Here is an 18,946-nt window from a genome sequence, read left to right as displayed (position 1 = left end):
TATAATATGTCAACGTAAATAATTATCCTATATTTTTCTTTTTTCTAATTACCATTCCACCAATTATTGATAATGACCCTAAAAATACTATAAAGTTAGGTGATATTGGAGATCCTGTAGTTGGTAATTTATCATTATTTACTCCACCTACTTCTGGTTTTTCTCCATTATTTTGATTTCCTGAATTATCTGTACTTCCTGAATTACCTGAGTTATCTTCATCTACTTGAGTATCTTTTCCTGAAACTAAAGTATTTCCATCAAAATTAAAGCTTACCTTTCCAAGAGGCTTTAATATATTAATTATAGCATCTCTAATAGGTTGTCCTGTATCTACCATATCTTTAGATGATGAGAAGTCATAATTATCTCCACCTGTTGCCATAAAATCATTTGTTACTACAGTATAATATTTATTCATGTCAATCTTAGTTCCATCTAATAACCTCATAGATGTTATTCTATTTCCTTCATTAGCATCTTTATCATAATATACTTTTAATCCGTAGAATTGAACCCAACCTATTGACTCATTCATAATACCATGTTCAATAACTTTCTTTATATCTGATCCTTTAAGGCTCATTGTTACTAATGTATTATCAAAAGGCATTACTTCCCACATATCTCCTACTGTTATATCTCCTGCTGGAAGAGGTTTTCTAAGTCCACCACCATTTGTTATAGCAATTTCAGTACCTACTGCTTCAGCCATATATTTGCTCATAAATTGCCCTAACTTTGAAAGACCTTCATATCTATCATGAGTAAGATCTGTATCTATATTCACAACCACTTCATTTAATATTGGCTCTAACTCACTATTATAATTATCAATAATAGTTTTCATACCTTCATCTTCTTGTAGTTCTGATACTCTCTTATAAATTTGATCTACTTCATTTTCTACAGTTAAATTACCATTATAATCAAATATAAATTGTAATTTCCCAATACCTCTACCATTATATCCTGCTTGTACAATTGCCGTATCATTAACTTTTCCATTTACAAACTTATGAGTATGTGATGATATTATTGCATCTATACCAGATACTTCTTTTGCTAAATCAGCAGCTTCTCCTTTAATTTCCTTAGTTTTACTATTTTGCTCACTACCTATGTGTCCAAGAACAACTACTGCATCAACTTTTTCTGTATTTCTTAAATATTCTGCCCAATACTTAGTGCTTTCTACCATATCTCTAAACTCTAAATCCTTAACATTGTCAGGTTTTGTTTTATACGCAGTTTCTGGTGTTGCTAATCCTATAAGTCCTATTGTCTTTCCACCAGCTTCAATCTTACCATAAGGTTTTGCCCATTCAACTGGTTTTTCTGTTGCTTTATCATAAATATTTGAAGCTAAAAATTCAAACTCACCAATTTTTGCCCATTCTTCTATATTACTTCTATCCCAATCAAATTCATGATTTCCAACTGCAGAATAAGTTACTCCCATTTCTCTCATCATAACAGCTACTGGTTCCCCATGAAGAAGATTTGATATAGCTGTACCTTGGAAAGAATCTCCTGCTGATAATACAAATGTATTTGGATTTTCTTCTTTTAATCTTTTTACTTCTCCAACAAACTTAGCTGATCCAACATTTTTTCCTGACTCAATAACATTACCATGAAAATCATTAAAGCTTAATAATTGAATCTTTGTAGATAATGCTTGTTGTAGTTCTCCCCAGGTTAAAGCTTTGCTATTTGAATTAGGAACTTGTATTTTTCCTTCATTAACAGCTTTAACTAATAATTCTCTTTGGCTCTCATTCCAGTCATTTCCAACAATCTTCCAATTGTTATCTACTGATTTTTCTAAAATTCCACCTTTTTCATTTTCTATATAGTCTATTATCAAATCTCTAACATCTGAAATTGGATCGTTATTCGAATCATATACTTTAATATGTTGTCCTTTTTCTAGTAAAGGTATTAATACTGAATTATATCTATAATCATTTACTGTTAAGTAAATCTCATCTTCATCCACCACTTGTTTTCCATCTTTTTCAAAAGTTAATTCTGTAATTCTACTTCCAACCTCTTTTGATATATCCATATTATAGTTAATTCCATCAAACATATCATATAAGAACATTGGGATATCTGTATTAAATGAAATTGTCAAATCCCCATCTTTATAAGTATTGAAAAACTCTGCATTCTTTTCTAAATAAATCTTTAACTGTTTTCCAGTAGTCTTTATTGTATAAAGCTTATTATCATACTTATAAATATTAGATACTCCTGCTTTAGTTATAGCACCTTCTTTTATATTGGAATTTGAGCTAAAAAGTGCTGCTGCTGATACTTGATATATATTATTTGTATCTACACCTATGTTTTCTAACTGCTTTTTACTATTATATAGTTGAACTTCATTTACAAGATCAGTTACTCCATCATCTTGTATAATTGCTTGGGTAATGCCTTTAACTTCGTTTGGACTTGCTAAGTCTCCTCCTACCATTTGTCCAATTACTTTTCTAGCATCATTCAAAGCAACTTCATGATATTCAGCTAACTCTCTATTTAATTCTTCATCTTCTTCAACACCCTTAGCTGATATTAATGATGCATTTTTATCAATAACTTCAACTGTATTATTTGTTTTCTTAACTTTTAATTCTATCTTTGAAACAAATTCACCATTACTTTTTGGTAATGAGACTATAGTGTCACCTATCATTTGACTTGGTACTGATTGATGACTATGACCTCCTAATATTGCAGAAACTTCTGGGTTTTCTGTTGCAATATCTTTTAAGCTATCTCCCTTTCCAAATTCTCCATCAACACCCATATGAGCTGAAACTACAAACACATCTGCCCCACCACTATTTTTTATTTCTTTAATTACTTTTGAAACCTCAATAGCTGGATTTTCAGCATTATATCCTACTAAATGTTGAGAATCCCATTTCATAATATGAGGAGTAACAACTCCTATTATAGCTACTTTAATTCCTGATAATTCTTTTATTATGTATCGATTAAAAACTCTATTTCCATCTTTATAAAGATTTGCACAAAGAACACTTAGATTTTCATTTGCTTGTGATACTACATTTTCTAAATTACCCATTCCATAATTAAATTCATGGTTACCTAAAGAAAATACGTCATACCCTATAGCATTCATTCCTGCTATCATTGGGTTTTTACCATTTACAAATAAATGGTTGTAGTTTCCTTGAATAGTATCTCCATTATCCATAACTATTGTATTATTATTTTCTGCTCTCTGATTTTTTACAATAGTTGCTATTTGATTTAAACCTCCATTTACTTTAACATCTCTTGAATATTCATAATTCATAAATCTTCCATGTAAATCGGACGTTCCTAAAATATTAATTATAACCTCATCATTATTTACATACTCTTCTGTTACTGCATTAACATCTATACTTGGTAATATAAATGAAACCATCATTGTTAAAATAAGTAAAAATGATACCACTCTCTTTTTGCTGCTTAAATTTTGCATGACTACCCCCTATGATTCCTTAATAATCTATTTTCATCCAAATTATAATATTTAGATTTTCTTTATTCAAGAGAAAATCCGAATATTTTTATATTGTTAACATTTTTTATTCGTATTTATTATTAAGTTAAATTCTTTCTTTATAAGTTCCTTATCCTATTTGTTTTTAAAATAAAATTAAAGACAGTATCAAAATACTGCCTTCAACTTATCTATTAATATATCATTTTCTTTTCTTGTTCTAACTGCTACTCTATAATACGAATTATCTAATCCTTCATAATTATCACAACTTCTTATTAGAATCCCTTCTTGTATCAAAATATCTTTAAGATCAATATCTATTAAAACCTTAAACATTATAAAATTAACAGAAGGTTTAAAAACCTTTAAGTCTTTAAATAATTTTAAACTATTATACAGATATTCTTGTTCTTCTTTAATAAAATCTTTGCTTTCTTCTATATATCCATTTTCTTTTAAAGCCACTATAATACTTTCTGCTGCAACTATATTTACACTCCAAGCTATTGTAACCTTATTTATTTTCTCTCTTATACTTCTATTACTAGATATCCCGTAACCTATTCTTATTCCCGGCATAGAAAAAAATTTAGTTAAAGATTTTATTATAATTAGATTTTCATACTTATCCAAAATATTAATACAACTATAATTACTATCATCTTCTAAAAAGTCTAAAAATGATTCATCTACAACTACAACTGTATTGGTCTTTAAAGCTTTCTTTGCTATTTTCTCTATATATTCACAACTTGTTAAAACTCCTGTAGGATTATTAGGATTACATATAAAAAGCATATCTATTCCTTCTAATTTATTTAATAACTCTTCATCTAATTCAAAGTTATTTATTTCATTTAAATGATAATATTCTACTTTTCCATTAATACTTAAAGTAGCTTCTTCATATTCTCCAAAGGTAGGCGCTGGAATCAATACCTTTTTAGGTTTTAATCCTCTTACTACATTAAAGATTACTTCAGCTGCTCCATTACCTAAAAATAGTTTTTTTCTATCTATTCCTTCATAGCAGCTTATGGAATTTATTAAATTGTAGTAAGTTATATCAGGATATTTTTCTACTTTATCAATTGCATTAATCATTGCCTTTTTTACTTCTTTACTTAAACCAAGAGGATTAATATTAGCTGAAAAATCAACTAAATTACTTTCATTTATTCCATACTTTCTTGAAATTTCTGCTGTATTTCCTCCATGAATAGATTTAGTCATTATAAAAGCCTCCAAATTAACATTATTAAAATAGCTAAAATATATCCTAAAATAGCTACTCCATAAAGAATTTTATTTGTTATATATATATCTTCTAAAACTACTTCTTTTAAATTATCCCCAATGGTAGGTTTTTCTACTAATTTACCAAAATAATAGTTTGCTCCTCCAAGTCTTACCCCCAATGCACCTGCTACAGCTGCTTCTGGATGAGCACTATTTGGACTTGTATGATTATTTTTATCTCTATTATAAATCTTAAAACTATTTCTCCAATTTAATTTTAAAATAAATGCTATTATTATAGTAAATATCCCTGTAAGTCTTGCTGGTATATAATTAAATACATCATCTAGCTTAGCTGGAAAGAATCCAAAATCCTTATATTTTTCATTTTTGTATCCAAACATAGAATCCATGGTATTTACTGCCTTATATGCCATAGCTAGAGGTGCCCCTCCTATTCCTACATAAAATAATGGCGCTATTACTCCATCAGACATATTTTCGGCTATAGTTTCTACCACTGCTCTTGTTATGCCTTCTTTATCTAAGCTTTTTGTATCTCTTCCTACTATATATGATAATTGTTTTCTCGCACCTTCTATATCATCTTTTATTAAATAACTTGCTACCTTTAATCCTTCTATCTTCAATCCTTTAGTTGAAATACAAAAATAAATCAATATACTACTTAAAATTATTGATAATATATTATTAATTTCCATAGCTACTTTTAATATGTCATGACTAACAAAATATACCACCAAAACCACAATAATCCACGTTATAAATCCTCCTAATTTTAAGGACTTCTTCATAACATTTCTGAAAAAATTTTCTAACACTTTGCAAAGACTTCCCATAATTCTAACTGGATGTATTGGATTTTCAGGATCTCCTATTATTAAATCTAATATAAACCCTATAGTTAAATCTATCATTTATATCTACCTACTTTACTTCTTCTACTTTATCTATATTTATTTTCTCATCTATCGTAATAATCAATTTATATCCATTGCCACATTTAGGCTGCCATTCATAAAAGTTCTTATTTTTATTGTAAAATAATTCTAATATAGTTCCTATAGTCCCTCCATGTGATACTATTAATGATGATTCTATATTTTCTATTTCACACCTTTTTATAAAATCTATAAATTCATTTTTAACTCTATTTCTATATTCTCTTTTAGATTCTCCATTGGGACAACTAACTTCACCTATTTCATCTGTTATCCAATTTATATACTCTTTTTTCTCTTTTAAAACTTCGTAGGACTTCATTTCAAAATCACCAAAATTATATTCTGAAAATCCTGTTAAAATTTCATATTTTATATTAGGATATAAAATTTCAAAGGTTTCATTGGCTCGTTTAGCTCCACTTGTAAAATATTTATTACAAATAGGATATTTTATATCTTTTTTTAGACCTATTAATTCATCTTTCCCTCCATAACTTAATGATGGATTACTTGTCCCACAATATAATCTATTTTCATTACAAATAGTTTTTCCATGTCTTATAAGATAGAGCTCTAATTTATACATCTTTAATCACCGTTTCTATTCCACAAAATATTCTATATACCTTAGATGAATTTTCACTTAAATATTGAAGACATTTACCTGTATTTTCTCGCCATTCCCTTTCTTCTTTTTTTAAAGGAACTATTCCTGAGGAAATTTCATCACATATAATTATTTTATCTTTTAAAAGCTCTTTATTGTCTTCTAAAATATTAATTGGATTTATAGAATTTATAGTTGCATAATATGTAAACTTATGTAAGTTATATATAACCTTCTTTGAAAAATCTATATTAGTATCACTACAGTTACATATATCTTCATTATTTATATTAAATTCTTTTTTAACCCAACTCATCTTTCCACTATAGGCTCCTCCAAAAACTAATATCATTTTTAACTCCTCCTATATAAATGCTAATAATAATATTCCAACTAACTCTGAAATTACAAGACCAAACCCAGCACTATCTCCAGACATTCCACCTAATTGCTTTGAACTATTGTTTACTACAGTAATTCCTAAAATAACCATTGAAATAGGAATTATTACTCCTTTTATATTTAAGCATCTATAAAACACTAAAATCATTATTATTAAAATTATTATTTGTAATACCCTATCAAATTTCCCAGTTCCCTTTTTAAAATATGAACCTAATGAACTTTCTTTCATAGACTCTTTTGTTAATAATAGTAGTGACATAGTACTTCTTGATACTATAGGAATAAATACTAATGATATTATACCTATTTGTTTATCTACAATTGTATAAACAGCTGAAAACTGAACTATAAACAATATAGCTAAAGAAATTACTGCAAAAGCACCTGTATTGGGATCTTTTAATATTCTAACCTTTTCCTTCATTTCTCTTCTGGAAAAAAGTGCATCACAAACATCCATGTATCCATCTAAATGTAACATTCCTGTAATTATAAATGGAGCTACCATTGTTATAGCTGTAATTAATATTGTAGATGCTCCTAAAAATATCATTCCTATATATATTAAATACCATATTAGTCCTACTATTAACCCTACTATAGGATAAAACTTTAGTATGTTCCTTGCCCCCTCATCATCCCATTCATAATAAGGTAATGGAATAACTGTAAACATACTAACAGCCATTAAAAATCCCTTAAAATATTTTTTCATACGATCTCCTTTAATATATCTTTTCCTTTATGAACTATTATATTTCCATAAGAGCACTCTACTACAACATCACTTAGTTGTGCTATTTCTTTATTTGTATATCCTAACTCTTTTCTGAAGGCCTCTGTATAAGAATCATAAATTATACTATCACTAAAAACATAATCTGAAACTATTATTGTATTTTTACTTTTAGATACTGTGTCTTTTAATCCTTTTACTATTTTATTAGATACAAGTTCTATAAATTTATCTTTAATAAACATTTCATTTGTTACAAGAGAAGTTATGCTATCTATAAATAAAGTATCTTCTTTATTTATATTTGTTGAAATTTCTTCTATATTTCTTTGCTTTTCTATAGTTTCAAAACCATATCTCTCTCTGTCTTTCAAATGATTTTCTATCCTTTTTAAATCTTCTAAATCATATGGATTCATTGTAGCAATATAATATAATCTTCCTTTATTACTTTCTAGAGCTTTAGCTAAATTTTGACCATACATAGATTTACCACTCTTAGCTCCCCCAATTATTAAGAAAATCATTTTTCTATCCCTACTCTTGCAGATATTTTATGTTGCTCAAAGGGATGTTTAATTGGATTAATCTCAGAAACATAATGAGCTAAATCAACTAACCTCTTATCTGGATTCCTTCCTGTTAATACTACTTCTAAATTTTCAGGTTTATTTTCTAAAAATTCTATAACTCTATCTATTTCTAAAATTTCATAATTTAAAGCAGCCATGATTTCATCCATAATTAATAAATCATATTTTTCTTCTATAGCCTTTTTAGTAACCATCTCAAATCTTTTTCTATGTTCTTTAATAACTTCTCTCTTATCTTCTTCACTTAAATAGTTAAAAAATCTTTTCATAGGTACACCAAATAATACATCAAAGTTATCTAACTTAGCTATTGAATTTAGTTCACCTGTATCATTATCTTTTAAAAACTGAGTTAAAAGCACCTTATACCCTCTACCACAAGCTCTAACTCCTAATCCCATTGCTGCTGTTGTTTTTCCTTTTCCATTTCCACAATATATATGAATAAGTCCTAATTCCATTTTAATCCTCCTTAATTTCTACTATATAACTATCTTTACTTCTTACCGTTTCTAGATAACTTGGGTTTATTTTTGCCTCTTCAAAAGTTGCCATATTATTCATCATTGCACATGAATACTGAACTATTGAAAATGCTATAGGACAACCACTTCCTTCGCCTAATCTCATATCCAAATTAATCATTGAATCTAAATTTAACTCCTTCATAGCAATATTATATCCAATTTCCTTAGATAAATGAGACGGAATCAAATATTCTCTTATTAAAGGATTTAACCTTACCGCTGATAAAGCTGCAACAGAAGATATAAATCCATCTATAACAACTGGTATTTTGTAATGTGCTGCTCCTATAAACACACCTGTCATTGCAGCTATATCAAAACCTCCAACCTTTGATAATACATCTATTGGATTATCTTTATTAGGTTTATTTATATCTAAAGCTTTTTTTACTACACGCTTTTTTTTCTCAAAAGCTTCCTTAGTTACTCCAGCTCCTTTTCCTACAGCTTCCTTAACTTCACAGCCTGTTAACGCAATTAATACAGCACTACTTGTTGTGGTGTTTCCTATTCCCATTTCTCCTACACCTAAAATATCATAGCCTTTAGCATATGCTTTTTCCACCATCTCGATACCCACATTTATTGCATTAATACACTCTTCATAACTCATAGCAGCTTCTTTAGCTATATTGTTTGTGCCTTTTCTTATTTTTCTATTTATTGCACCATAAATTTTTTCGTCTGTATTAACACCTACATCTACTACAATTAAATCAGTATTATTTTCCTTTGCAAGAACAGCCACTCCAGTTAATCCCTTAGTAAAATTAATAGTTTGTGCTAACGTAACATATTGAGGTGCTGAAGCTACCCCTTCTTCTACTACGCCATTATCAGACGATAATACAATAATACATTTTTTATTTATACTATTTTTTAACTTACCAGTAATACCAGAAAGTTTTATTGCTATATCTTCTAGCTTTCCAAGACTTCCTAATGGTTTAGCTAAAGAATCCACTCTTACTCTAGCTTCTTTCATGATTTTTTCATCTAAAGGTTCTATTTCATTTATAAAATTCATTAATTTATTTCTACTATTCATTACATCACACCCATTTTATAATTATAAATAAAAAAACACCTTACTATTTGTAAGATGCTTGTATAAACTTAATAAAATATTTTATTATACAATACACCCTTCATACACCGTGAAGTTAATAGTGTTTAAAGTACAGGCAGGTATTCCGGCTTGAGAATCATAACCTTTTGTCTTAGTCTTCCCAAAATAAATATTCAGTGACTTTTAAGACTAGCTCCTCTCTTACGGCGGCGGGACCGCATAGGAATTAAACCTATTTCCCTTTTAATGTAATAAACAACCTCTACAGAAATTATTCCTCTTTTTGTTATAATATCTTATAATTTAGATATTATTTCTATATTTCATTATAACATAATCTAATAATACTTTTAACATTATTGCCTTAATTTTTCACTATTAATAAATGTCTAATGGAAACTTCGGAATTTATCGGGGAGTACAAGATCTGATTTATTTACAAACTGTAAGTTAAGAGTACTCAATCCATTAGTGATCAAGAGCTATTACCATTTATTTATTATGTATATTCCATAACCAATTATGGTATAATTTAAAAGTAATATTTGAAATACCGTAGAGGATGGCTACGGTGGTTGTACGTATTCCCACCTTGGGCTATTGATGATTTTCATCTTAGCTTAAGGGGGTGGTATTGGATATGATACTTACTTTGTTAATTCTTATAATATTTTTATTAATAGTTATACTAAAGGCTTTAAGTTCAAAAACTAAACTTTTAGAATTTGAACTTAACATAGGTATTAAATGTTTTAAATTAAGTTTTAAAACAAATGAAAAAAGCACTCCATCCGACCAAGAATAGTTGTGCTTTTTCATAATTAAAATTATTTAATTAAATCCAATAGCCCTAAAACTAAAAACGTTCTAAGGATTGCTTAGTGTTGACGCACTAAGCTTTTCTTATTTATATTATATCAAACTTTTATAAAAAATAAACATAAAAATTTCTTAATCCATATTTTTCAATTTCTATTTTTTATAATTACCTCCATTATTTAAATAATAGTAAATTTTATTATCAGTGGTTAGTTTATCCTTGAACCCACTTTTCTCAATTACTTTTTTAGATTGTATATTGTTAATAAAGTGAGAATAAACAATAGAGCTAATATGTTCATCATTAAATGAATACTGAATGATTTCGTTTATAGCTTCTATTGCTATACCTCTCACCCAAACTATTTTTATTTAACTAACGAATGTATCACGTTAATAATGGTCAATCCATAATTAACAAAGAAATTCTTTTGATCTTGCGAATAGGAATTTCTTTCTGCTATTGCTTCATCTGTGCTCATATTATTGAAAGATGCTTGTCTATTTGATATCTCAACAAATTTTTGATTTATCAAGTTATCTATATCAATATGACTAGATTTCAACTCGAAGGTAAAACTTGCAACAAATTCTCTTCTAACTGCATATCGAACGGTTCCATTATCATCACCTCCCTGAGCAATAATTCTATTTCTTATTTCTCCGTAAGCAAAGTCATTAGGCTGTACAGAGGGTCTCGCTAACACTTTAGGAAATTCTTTTATCTCATATCCCATTTTATATAAATAATACGTTACAAGATAAAACCAACATTTCTTTTCACTATCATAACAATCCACATCTGGCTGACATAGTTCCTTGAATTTTGTTATCGCTTCCTCTACATCATACACTTCAAATTCATAATCATCTATTTCTTCATATAATCATCACTATAAATTCTTATTTATCGCTTAATTTTATGTTACTAACTACTCATTTAACCCTATTTTTCCTTCTTTAAAAGTATTTCTATAAAATATTATAAAGCATGTTATAGTTACTAATGCTGCTATTACATCAGCAAATGGTTCTGCCATTAATACTCCCATTAATTTATTACTAAAGAATACTGGTAATATAAAGATAAATGGAATTAAAAGTATTACCTTTCTAAGTAATGCTAACATTAAAGATATTTTTGCTTGCCCTAGTGCAAGGAAAGTTTGTTGACAAGCTATTTGAGCCCCAAACATAAAGATACCTGCAAAGTAAATTCTTATACTCCATGAAGTAATTTCTACAAGTTCTGGTTTATTATTAAATATTCCTACAAATACTTGTGGGAATATCATTAATAAAGCCCACATTACACCTGTGTATATTAAACAACTAATAAGTAACATTTTAAATATCTTTTTTACTCTATCATGATTCTTTGCACCATAATTATAACTTATAATAGGTTGTGCTCCCTGAGATAATCCCATTAATGGGAGAATTACTATTTGCATAATACTACTCATTATAGTCATAGCTCCAACTGCTAAATCACTTCCATACATAAATAACTTATTATTTAATGTTATTAACACCAAACTTTCAGTAGCTTGCATTATAAATGGTGAAATACCTAAAGCTACAATTGAACCTACTATTTTTACATCTGGTATTAAATATTTCTTTCTTATCTTAATTGTACTCTTCTTACCAAATAGGAAGAATAACACCCATATTGCAGAAATTATTTGAGCTAATATTGTTGCTAAAGCTGCACCTTTAACCCCCATATCAAAACCAAATATAAGAATAGGATCTAATATTATATTTATAACTGCACCTATCATTACAGTTATCATACCTGTTTTTGCAAAACCTTGTGTATTAATAAATGGATTCATCCCTAATGCTATTTGAACAAATACTGTTCCTATTAAATATAACGTTAAATAATTATTAGAAAAACCAATAGTTGCTTCACTTGCTCCAAAAGCCCAAAGTATAGGCTCTTTGAATATCAAAAATCCTACTGTTAATAAAGCTCCAAGAACTATTAACATAGTAAAACTATTACTAATTATTTTTTCTGCTCCATCATTATCATCTTCACCCATTTTTATGGCTGCTAAAGGAGCTCCTCCCATTCCTACAAGTGCACTAACTGCTGATATTATCATTATTATTGGGAATGCTACTCCAACACCAGCCATAGCTAAATCCCCATTTGGTATTCTTCCTATAAATATTCTATCAACTATGTTGTATAATACATTAACAAGTTGAGCTATAATAGCTGGCAAAGCTAATTTAAATAATAATTTCCCTACTGAATCTTTTCCTAAATTTGTAGTTCCTTTTGCCATTTACTCATCCCCTTTTCATTTTGAATTATAATTCATATAACTACTTATAATATAATACTACTTTAATCTTGTTTAATAAATAGATTTTTTAAAATTTTTCTTAATTTTTACTTATTTTTTATACCTCTTAATTTACAAAAAAAATCTAACTTAAAAATAGATTTTTTATCTACTTTTTAGCTAGATTTTTTATTTATTATTTGCTATTTATCTTATTTAAAAATATTTCTATTTCATTTTTATTTAAAAAAACATCACCTATATTTCCATGCCTTCTGTCTATTTTATTATTAGTATGAAAATCTGATCCTGCTGTATATATTATATTTCTTTCTTTAGCTAAATTTTTAAAACTCTCTGTTTCCTCTTTAGTATTTTTAAAATATATAGCTTCAATACCATCAAACTCTAAATTTATAATTTCTTTAAATACTCTAGATTTTATTTTTATTGGATGTGCTAATACAATCATTCCTCCAAAAAACTTTAAAAACTCTATTCCAGTTTGTATATCTAATCTATTTTTTTCATTATCTCTAAAAACTGAAATATTTCCTTTCATAAGTTTTTCTAATGCTTGTATATTATGATTCTTAATATACCTTAACCCTTTATTAAAATCTTTATTTTCATATCTATCATCTAAAAAATATGCTAGTATATGAATTTTATTACCATTATATCTTGTTGATAATTCTAAGCCTGGAATTACTCTAATCCCTAACTCTTCTCCTGCTTTTTTAGCTTCGATTATGCCAGATATTGTATTATGATCTGTTATAGAAATTATATCTAACCCTTTTTCCTTTGCTATTTTTACTACCTCTGTAGGCGTATGTTCACCATCCGATTCCGTTGTATGCAAATGGAAGTCTCCTTTTGTGTACATTTATACCCTCACATATTATTTGTTCATTTATATAATATGCCTTAGATATAATTTAGTAACTAATTTATAACTCTATTTATATTTTATTTTGATATTTTTCTTAAATAGTGTTTATTTTTAAACATTATGAAGTAATTATAAATAATATCCTCTTTTTCAGAAAATAAGTCTATTTATGTTGAAATAATACTATATAATTATTATTGCAAATTTGAATAAAAGTTGGAGGTTATACTGGATATAGACTACTATGTCCCCTTTCAAAAGAAAATCTTGAAAAAATCATCATAGCTGAATTAGGTATAAAAAAAAGAAGATTTTCAATTAGTGAGAACAACTGAATTTATAGGCTTGAATTTTTAAATTTAATCTAAAAATCAAAGGAGCAACTATATTGCTCCTTTTGATGGTGCTTATTTAATTATTTGTTGTATAACACTAGTTTTATCAGTATAAATAATACTTTTTTCTTTTCTAAAATTATCTTTTATGTCATGGAATATTATTTTCAGAAGAGCCACATCCATATACTTTTCATTATTTGAAACTGCTTTTATAGCATTAACAATTTCACTACCTGCTGATTCTTTTAATATATATCCATCAGCCCCTATATCTATAACTTCAGTTATGGTTCTTCTATCATCTTCAACTGTAAGCATAATAACTTTTATTTTATTAAATCTTTTTTTGATTTCCTTTAAAGTATCTATACCATTAAGAACAGGCATGTTTATATCTAATAAAATAATATCTGGAACTTCTTTTTCTAATAATTCTAAAACTTCTCTTCCATTCTTACATTCCCTTAATATAGATATATTGTCCTCAAAACTTAATATTCTATCTAAGCCTTCCCTAATTAAGTCATGATCATCTACAATAAATATTTTTATTTTATTCTCTGTCATTTCTTTGTGCTCCTCTATTGGTTGGCAATTTTATAATATATGTAGTACCTATTTTATTAGTTGATTTTATTTCTATTCCACCTTGCAGTTGATTTACTCTATCTAATATTCCTATTAATCCATAACTTGTCCCATTTTCTTTTATAAATCCTAATGTCTCTTCTACATTAAATCCTACGCCATCATCTCTAATCATAAATATTATATGATCTTTTTCACAAGAAAACTTTATAATTACATTATTAGCTTGAGAATGTTTTTCTATATTAGTTAAAATTTCTTGAATTAATCTATATATAGCTATTTGTATTATGTTATCTATATAAACATTATTAGGAATACTATCAACTTCAATATTTATATTTGTATCATTTGATATATTCCTAACCATTTCTTCTATAGCTTCATATAATCCTTGATCTTCTAATGCTAATGGTCTTAAATCAAATAATATCCCTCTAACTTCCTTTAATGCTTTTTTTACATTAGCTTTTAAGTCGTCTAACTCCTCTAACCCTTTACTTAAATCCTTTTCAACTACTTTTTTACAAAAATCTATCCTCATCAATGAGTTAGCAAGATATTGTGCTGGTCCATCATGAATTTCCCTTGCAATTCTTTTTCTTTCATTTTCTTGATTTTCTAAAATTTTAATTCCTAATAATAATTGAGAATCTCCCTGAAAATTTTTTATATCTTTTTGAACTTTTCCTTGCAAATAACCTAACGCTACATTCATTTTATTAACCACATTGTCAGCATCTTCTATGTTTTTCAAATAATTTTTCAATACTTGCTCTAAATCATCCCTTTGTTTCCTTAACTCTTTTTCCTTATTTTGCTTAGTTATATATTTTACTCTTATATCTAGAGTTTCCTCGTATATATCTCTTACTAATTCTTCTGCACCATTTTTAAAGTTCCTAGAAGTTTTAGCTAAAAGTCTTCTCATTCCTCTATCTATTTGCTCTAATTCATCTACTTCTCTAATAATTTCATCTATTTGTATTTTTATTTCATCTAATTCTTGTTTCTTATTTTGAAACTCATCTCTTAAATTATCTACAATTTTAAAAATATTATTTTTACCATCATTTATTTCACTTATTACTTTATCTATTATTAAATTTATTGCAAAATAACTATTATCTTTTTTCATCTTTTTTTCTACTCTCAATACCCTTCTATTATTTCATAGTATTAGTTAGTAATTCTTTTAATATTATAATATTTTACTATAATATTTTAGCATATTATATTATTATCCTCAATGTAATTTCCCTTTAATAATTTATTATTAGACAATTTTTGTCATTCAATGTATTGTTTTATCTATTATATCTATTTTATTTTTTATATCTTCTGTAATTTCTATTCCATCATACCAATTTCCATTTTCCACTATCTCATCCTTTGAAAAATACTTAGCTTTTAATATAAATTCTGGCCTATATTCGAAATGTAATATATCAAAATGCTCCCATTTACCACCCCAAACAAAGCCATTATTTTCAAAAGCTTTAACTAATTCTTTAGGATAAGAAGCTATTCTTTTAGAACCTTCTTCTTCACTTACCCATTTCCAGTAATCGCTGTTATGTCTATTTAAATCAATAGCAATTCCATAAGCATGTGCACTAAGCCTTCCTGTACCTCTTACTACTCTATAATTAAAAGTTCCATTTACAGGTGCTACAAAACCTCCTATTTTAGGATTTGATTTTGATGCTTCAAAGGCTTCATTTAATGCCTTCTTTAAATTTTCTGATGCATCTGCCTTTTTATTAAAAGGAAATGTTCCATAATTAGTTGAAGTTTGTACCAAATTCTTAGTTATACTTCCTTCGCTACTTCCATAAACTTCATTTAACAAAGTATATACCCTTGCTCTTCCTGGATCTTTATTACCCTTTTGAACTTTTTCAATTTCATCTAATGGGTATCTAACTTCTAACATATCTTGCACATCTGGGTTTGATAACTTCTCTTCGTCACTTTTAGGCTTTTTATCATCATATAATACCTTATTACCACTATTCATTACTAAATAAATTAATCCATTACTATCCTGCTCTATAGTATTGATTTCATCTTTATATGCTAACATTAATACTAGCAAATCTCTTTTAGCTGTAATATTATACAATTGGTTATCTTCCATATTAACTGCTGACACACTTACAGCCATGGTATTAAATAGAAAAATACCTATAACTAATATTTTTTTTATAAATTTCTTCATAGCCTCACCTCATAAGAATATTTTCATTCTTATGTTTACCAAGGATAATTTTTATATGTATTCTTTATTTTAAGTATTGATAATTTTAACTCTTTAAGCAATGCATATATTTTTCTACTTCTCCCCATGGAACTATGAAACCTTGCCCTTTAGAACAAAATATTGAACTTGAAGTATAATTAATATCAGCATTTTTATCATAAGATATCTTACTTATAACTTCTTCTTCATTATGGCATAAGTCATATCCATCAAATATAAAATTAATTTTCCCTTTACCTTTAGTTAAGGCTATAAACTCTTTACTGTAGTCCATAAAAGTTGCTACTGGCCCTCTTCCTATTATTATTACTCTATCACCTTTATTTTCTTTTATTTCAAATGATCCATTTAATTTTTGTATATCTGATAAAACTCTACCCATATAATCAATTTCAATATCTATATTAAAATTATAATAAGGTTCTAATAAAATATTATTTGCTTTTTCTAATCCTTGCCTTAAAGCTCTTAAGGTAGCCTCTCTAAAGTCTCCTCCACTTGTATGCTTATCGTGATTTCTACCTGTTATCAATATAATTTCTAAGTCTGTAATAGGTGAACCTGTTAATATCCCTTTATGATCTTTTTCATAAATATGAGTAGCTACTAAATTTTGTTGTCCTACAGTTAAATTATCTGTATGACATTTACTTGTAAAAATTATTCCACTATCTCTTTTACCTTCTTTAATACTTAAGTGAACCTCTGCATAATGTTTTAATGGCTCAAAATGACCATATCCTAAAGTTTCACCTTTTATAGTTTCTTTATATAAAATTTCACAAGGTCCAAAACTTATATCTATTTTAAATCTTTCATTAACTAATTCTTTTAATATCTCTAATTGTATAACCCCCATAATATTAACTTGTAATTCTTTAAGACTTTCATCCCATAATATATTTAAAGCAGGGTCTTCAGCTTCTAAAATTTTAAAAACTTTTAAAATATCCTTTGGATTTAATTTTTCATCATATATAACCTTAGACTTTAATGTTGGAATCATATCATAATTAATGTTACCCTTTATATTTCCTACTCCATCACCAGGCACTGCATCTATTAACCCAACTACAGCAAATAATTCTCCTGCTGAAACTTTATCCTCAGTCTTATATTTAATTCCATTATATATTCTTATTTGACTTACTTTATTTGATTTTCTATTTTTTAAATCTCCATATTCTACTTCATCTCTAACTTTTAATGTTCCTGTTAAGGCTTTTATATATGTTATTCTAGCACCTTCACTATCATGTCTTACTTTATATACTCTTCCTGAAAACTCTTTATCTTCTTTATAATCTGTAAAAGTTAACTTATCTAAATTATTTATAAATTCCTCTACCCCATTATCTTGAAGAGCTGACCCACTAGATACTACAAAAATTTTATTTTCTTTAATACTCTCTTTAAGTGTCTTTTCCCATAAGTTTTTATCATAATCTCCCTCTAAGTACTTTTCTAATAACTCCTCATTATTTTCTGCAACACATTCTATAACCTCTTCTTCCATATCTTCTTTAGTTAAATCCTTTGAAATATAACAAATATTTTTTGTAAATTTATTTTTAATTTCCTCTAATATTTTCTCTAAAGAAGTTCCCTCTCTATCAATTTTATTTATAAATATAAAAGTGGGCACATTATGTTTTCTTAATAAACTCCAAACCGTTTCTGTATGTCCTTGAATTCCTTCTGCTGCACTTAAAATTAATATTGCATAATCCATTATTTGAAGTGCTCTTTCCATTTCTGAAGAAAAATCTATATGACCTGGAGTATCTATTAAATAATATGTTGAATTATTATATTCAAATATACCTTGATCTGAAAATATAGTTATTCCCCTTTCTTTTTCTATATTATGATTATCTAAAAAAGATGTTTTATGATCTACTCTTCCTCTATTTCTTATACTCTTTGTATGATATAGTATTTGCTCTGCAAGAGTTGTTTTACCTGCATCTACATGAGCTAATATTCCAATTGTTTTTTTCATCTTTTACTACCTCTAAATAATGTTTCTATAAACTTATTATATAAAAAAAGATATGGAATACCTAGCTGTAT

At 27.3% G+C, this 18,946-nt stretch carries 18 protein-coding genes and 1 riboswitch; of the genes, 1 reads left to right on the top strand and 17 read right to left on the bottom strand.

From position 1 onward, the window contains the following. Positions 1–22: 22 nt before the first annotated feature. From BTM21_RS03200 to cobT, 9 genes are all read right to left on the bottom strand, one after another. Positions 23–3,502 (bottom strand): 5'-nucleotidase C-terminal domain-containing protein, encoded by a 3,480-nt coding sequence (locus BTM21_RS03200; protein ID WP_021876163.1) that lies wholly within the window; start codon positions 3,500–3,502, stop codon positions 23–25. 189 nt (positions 3,503–3,691) lie between these two features. Then, a complete protein-coding gene (gene cobD, locus BTM21_RS03195) occupies positions 3,692–4,759 on the bottom strand; it encodes a threonine-phosphate decarboxylase CobD (RefSeq protein ID WP_021876164.1) in 1,068 nt (355 codons plus the stop codon). Then, positions 4,759–5,703, bottom strand: coding sequence for an adenosylcobinamide-phosphate synthase CbiB (gene cbiB / locus BTM21_RS03190; protein ID WP_021876165.1), 945 nt, complete (start codon positions 5,701–5,703; stop codon positions 4,759–4,761). The genes cobD and cbiB overlap by 1 nt, the downstream gene beginning before the upstream one ends. Positions 5,704–5,713: 10 nt before the next feature. Further along, complete coding sequence (locus tag BTM21_RS03185) at positions 5,714–6,316, bottom strand: histidine phosphatase family protein (RefSeq protein ID WP_079481499.1); 603 nt, start codon at positions 6,314–6,316, stop codon at positions 5,714–5,716. Beyond that, the gene (locus BTM21_RS03180) at positions 6,309–6,689 is read right to left on the bottom strand and encodes a bifunctional adenosylcobinamide kinase/adenosylcobinamide-phosphate guanylyltransferase (protein WP_021876167.1); all 381 of its coding nucleotides are present in this window, start codon (positions 6,687–6,689) and stop codon (positions 6,309–6,311) included. Before BTM21_RS03180 ends, BTM21_RS03185 begins: the two co-directional genes overlap by 8 nt. Before the next feature lie 12 nt (positions 6,690–6,701). Then, on the bottom strand, positions 6,702–7,457 hold the full coding sequence (locus BTM21_RS03175) for an adenosylcobinamide-GDP ribazoletransferase (protein WP_079481500.1): 756 nt from the start codon (positions 7,455–7,457) through the stop codon (positions 6,702–6,704). Continuing rightward, positions 7,454–8,005, bottom strand: a complete 552-nt coding sequence (locus BTM21_RS03170) for a bifunctional adenosylcobinamide kinase/adenosylcobinamide-phosphate guanylyltransferase (RefSeq protein WP_079481501.1) — start codon at positions 8,003–8,005, stop codon at positions 7,454–7,456. Before BTM21_RS03170 ends, BTM21_RS03175 begins: the two co-directional genes overlap by 4 nt. Continuing rightward, a complete protein-coding gene (locus tag BTM21_RS03165; RefSeq protein WP_096145336.1) occupies positions 8,002–8,532 on the bottom strand; it encodes a cob(I)yrinic acid a,c-diamide adenosyltransferase in 531 nt (176 codons plus the stop codon). The genes BTM21_RS03170 and BTM21_RS03165 overlap by 4 nt, the downstream gene beginning before the upstream one ends. 1 nt (position 8,533) lies before the next feature. After that, a complete protein-coding gene (gene cobT, locus BTM21_RS03160) occupies positions 8,534–9,646 on the bottom strand; it encodes a nicotinate-nucleotide--dimethylbenzimidazole phosphoribosyltransferase (protein ID WP_021876171.1) in 1,113 nt (370 codons plus the stop codon). Positions 9,647–9,764: 118 nt separating this feature from the next. Beyond that, a riboswitch (cobalamin riboswitch) is annotated at positions 9,765–9,946 on the bottom strand. Between the two features lie 355 nt (positions 9,947–10,301). Between cobT and BTM21_RS13635 the strand changes: the two genes are divergently transcribed. Continuing rightward, complete coding sequence (locus BTM21_RS13635) at positions 10,302–10,472, top strand: hypothetical protein (RefSeq protein ID WP_161493103.1); 171 nt, start codon at positions 10,302–10,304, stop codon at positions 10,470–10,472. A 167-nt stretch (positions 10,473–10,639) separates the two neighbouring features. On the opposite strand, the gene BTM21_RS14200 is transcribed toward BTM21_RS13635, so the two are convergent. From BTM21_RS14200 to BTM21_RS03120, 8 genes are all read right to left on the bottom strand, one after another. Beyond that, the gene (locus BTM21_RS14200; RefSeq protein ID WP_161493104.1) at positions 10,640–10,843 is read right to left on the bottom strand and encodes a GNAT family N-acetyltransferase; all 204 of its coding nucleotides are present in this window, start codon (positions 10,841–10,843) and stop codon (positions 10,640–10,642) included. An 11-nt stretch (positions 10,844–10,854) separates the two neighbouring features. Continuing rightward, positions 10,855–11,340 (bottom strand): hypothetical protein, encoded by a 486-nt coding sequence (locus BTM21_RS03150; RefSeq protein ID WP_021876173.1) that lies wholly within the window; start codon positions 11,338–11,340, stop codon positions 10,855–10,857. Positions 11,341–11,418: 78 nt separating this feature from the next. Further along, positions 11,419–12,789 carry an MATE family efflux transporter gene (locus tag BTM21_RS03145; RefSeq protein WP_021876174.1) on the bottom strand — a complete coding sequence of 457 codons (1,371 nt, stop codon included), beginning with the start codon at positions 12,787–12,789 and terminating at the stop codon, positions 11,419–11,421. 196 nt (positions 12,790–12,985) lie between these two features. Beyond that, positions 12,986–13,678, bottom strand: a complete 693-nt coding sequence (locus BTM21_RS03140; RefSeq protein ID WP_021876175.1) for a PHP domain-containing protein — start codon at positions 13,676–13,678, stop codon at positions 12,986–12,988. Positions 13,679–14,091: 413 nt separating this feature from the next. Continuing rightward, positions 14,092–14,589 (bottom strand): response regulator, encoded by a 498-nt coding sequence (locus tag BTM21_RS03135; protein ID WP_079481503.1) that lies wholly within the window; start codon positions 14,587–14,589, stop codon positions 14,092–14,094. Further along, on the bottom strand, positions 14,576–15,748 hold the full coding sequence (locus BTM21_RS03130) for a sensor histidine kinase (RefSeq protein WP_079481859.1): 1,173 nt from the start codon (positions 15,746–15,748) through the stop codon (positions 14,576–14,578). The genes BTM21_RS03135 and BTM21_RS03130 overlap by 14 nt, the downstream gene beginning before the upstream one ends. A 156-nt stretch (positions 15,749–15,904) precedes the next feature. Beyond that, positions 15,905–16,831 carry a M15 family metallopeptidase gene (locus tag BTM21_RS03125; protein ID WP_021876178.1) on the bottom strand — a complete coding sequence of 309 codons (927 nt, stop codon included), beginning with the start codon at positions 16,829–16,831 and terminating at the stop codon, positions 15,905–15,907. 85 nt (positions 16,832–16,916) lie between these two features. Then, entirely contained in the window at positions 16,917–18,875 is a 1,959-nt protein-coding gene (locus tag BTM21_RS03120) for an elongation factor G (RefSeq protein WP_096145335.1), read from the bottom strand. Positions 18,876–18,946 lie beyond the last annotated feature (71 nt).

The organism is Clostridium chauvoei (genome assembly GCF_002327185.1).
In the GTDB taxonomy this organism is placed as follows: Bacteria; Bacillota; Clostridia; order Clostridiales; family Clostridiaceae; genus Clostridium; species Clostridium chauvoei.
The sequence above is the reverse complement of the archived record's forward strand: the minus strand, read 5'-3'. Positions and strand labels throughout refer to the sequence as shown.